The sequence below is a fragment of the Microseira wollei NIES-4236 genome, assembly GCF_020521235.1.
In the GTDB taxonomy this organism is placed as follows: domain Bacteria; phylum Cyanobacteriota; class Cyanobacteriia; order Cyanobacteriales; family Aerosakkonemataceae; genus Microseira; species Microseira wollei.
In genome coordinates, this window is the sequence record NZ_BLAY01000392.1 from 1 (window position 1) to 2,422 (window position 2,422).

The 2,422-nt window shown below is 45.3% G+C and carries 1 protein-coding gene; it reads left to right on the plus strand.

The genetic code is table 11. The features are described from left to right. The first annotated feature begins 611 nt into the window (after positions 1 to 611). Positions 612 to 2,345: a group II intron reverse transcriptase/maturase gene (gene ltrA, locus MiSe_RS48620; protein ID WP_226594651.1), complete on the plus strand. Its 1,734-nt coding sequence runs from the start codon at positions 612 to 614 to the stop codon at positions 2,343 to 2,345. Positions 2,346 to 2,422: the final 77 nt, after the last annotated feature.

Genomic DNA, 2,422 nt, shown 5'->3' on the forward strand with positions numbered 1-2,422 from the left:
AAAGCTGATGGATGGGTGCGACGTGGCACCCTGATGAACGGAGTGGAGAACCTATCCTCCCTGCGGTTTCTGTCCCGCAGTCCCCACGTAAAAGACTCACTGAGTCCGGTCACTCCAGTAGTAAGCAATCAACCTGGGGGAATGCAGACCACGAAAGCAGAGAAGACTGATAGCCCTAACATTGGTACATCTGCAAGGGGAAGAATGGCAAGGGTTAGCGCCAGCGAATTGACTACAAAACTCCGTTACGGCTATGGAGTGAAAAGGGCTGTATACACTCTGACCAAAATGGTAAGTAGGTGGTTCTACCGGAAGCCAACCGCTGGAGAACGACAGAACATATTCCTACCGGAGCAAAGTCAAAACCCGAACCATTCGTATCTCTCTCAACAGGGAAACAGGGTAAGCCCTATAAGTTCTCCAGAAAAGGTCGATTTCTGGAGTAGGTCGCCCGCAAGGAAAGCTGAACTACTTAGAGGGTAAAGGATGTCGGAGAAAGCGAAAGCCAGGGGTAATGCCTTGGATAGGGGTTCAAGCTTTGCCCCACATCGAAAGATAGCAGACTTCCGACAGGTTCCAAACGATAAATCGATGTAACACGAAACCGAACAATGGTAAAAGATAGAGTCCCACAGGACATCGGAGCCAAAGAACCTCTTCAAGACTGGAATTCCATTAACTGGAAGCAAGTCAAAAAGAGAGTTAGGAATCTGAGACAAAGAATTTATCGTGCAACTCAACAGGGTCAGTGGAACAAGGTTCGCAGCCTTATGAAACTGATGCTAAGAAGCTACGCAAACCTGCTTGATTCCGTAAGGCGAGTCACACTAGACAATAAAGGCAAACGCACAGCGGGAGTCGATAACGTCAAAGTAACAACCCCCCAGGAGAGAGTAAAACTTATCAATAAATGGAAAGAGTACCAACTTTGGAAAACAAACCCAGTCAAACGGATTTACATTCCAAAAAGTAACGGTAAACGCCGACCACTTGGTATCCCAACCATTCAAGATAGGGTCGCTCAATCGATTGTCAAGAATTCCCTTGAACCCTGCTGGGAGGCTCAATTTGAGGCAAACAGCTACGGCTTTAGACCGGGTAGAAGCTGCCACGATGCCCTCCAGCAATGCTGGACAAGGCTACAAAAAGGCAATGATACCTGGGTGTTAGATGCCGATATAAAAGGGGCATTTGACAATATTAGCCATGATTATATTCTGAAATCCATCGGTACACTTCCGGGACGAGAATTAATCAAACAATGGCTAAAGGTAGGATACGTGGAAGCAGGATGTCTACACGATACGGACAGTGGCACACCTCAAGGCGGGATGATCAGCCCTTTACTAGCCAACATCGCCCTACATGGACTCGAAGAATTACTCTCGACGTTTAAAAGGGAACACCGATACGAGGTTAAAACAGGGAAAACCGCCGGAGCAAAGCTAGTGAAGCAACGTCCAAAATCCGGTTATATCCGATATGCAGACGACTTCATAATTACTGCTAAATCATCAGAAGACATTCTATCAATTTTCCCTCACGTTCAGGAGTGGTTAAAGCAAAGAGGCTTAACCTTGAATGAGGAAAAAACCAAGATTCGCCATATCAAAGAAGGCTTTAACTTCTTAGGGTTCAATATCCGTCACTTCGATGGAAAATGCCTTCTCAAACCACAAAAAGAGAAAGTAATAGCCAAACTAAGAGAAATCAAGGAATGGCTTGAAACTAACCGTCATACTGCCCCTAGTGTAGTAATCAGACATCTCAATGAAGTGGTCTTGGGCTTGGCTAACTACTACAAACATGGAGTGAGCCACAAAACCTTTGAATACATCGACTATAGGATGTATGAAATGCTCTACAAATGGGCAGTTAAAAGACATCCGAAGAAACTCAAAGGTTGGGTCAAGCGGAAATACTTTGGTAAAGTAGGCAACGACTCATGGGTGTTTAGAACCCTTGTCACAGATAGGCATGGAAAACAAAGGACTGCCCAAATCTATAAGACACGGACAATCCCCATAACCAGGCATATCAAAGTGAAAGGAACTGCATCTCCAGATGATCCATCTTTAAAGGATTATTGGGCAAAGAGAAAAACCCACTACGGAAAAGAATACTTTTCCAAAGCGTCACAACTTTACCAGATAGCTGAACAGCAAAACTGGTTTTGTCCAATCTGTGGCGAACACCTATGCAACGGGGAGTCAATTGATACTCATCACATAGTACCTGTAAGTAAAGGCGGCAATGATGATGTAACTAATCGGGTACATCTACACAAAGCCTGCCATAAACAGGTACATGGAAAGGGTCTAAATGTTGAGCTTGCAGGAGCTTGAGCCGAATGATGCGAAAGTGTCACGTTCGGTTCTTAGGGGAGGGAGACAAGGCGACTTGCTCTCCCTTACCCGACTAC

Bases quoted from the DNA above. Each gene is read 5' to 3' on its own strand.
- ltrA (WP_226594651.1), top strand. From the start codon at position 612: ATGGTAAAAGATAGAGTCCCACAGGACATCGGAGCCAAAGAACCTCTT.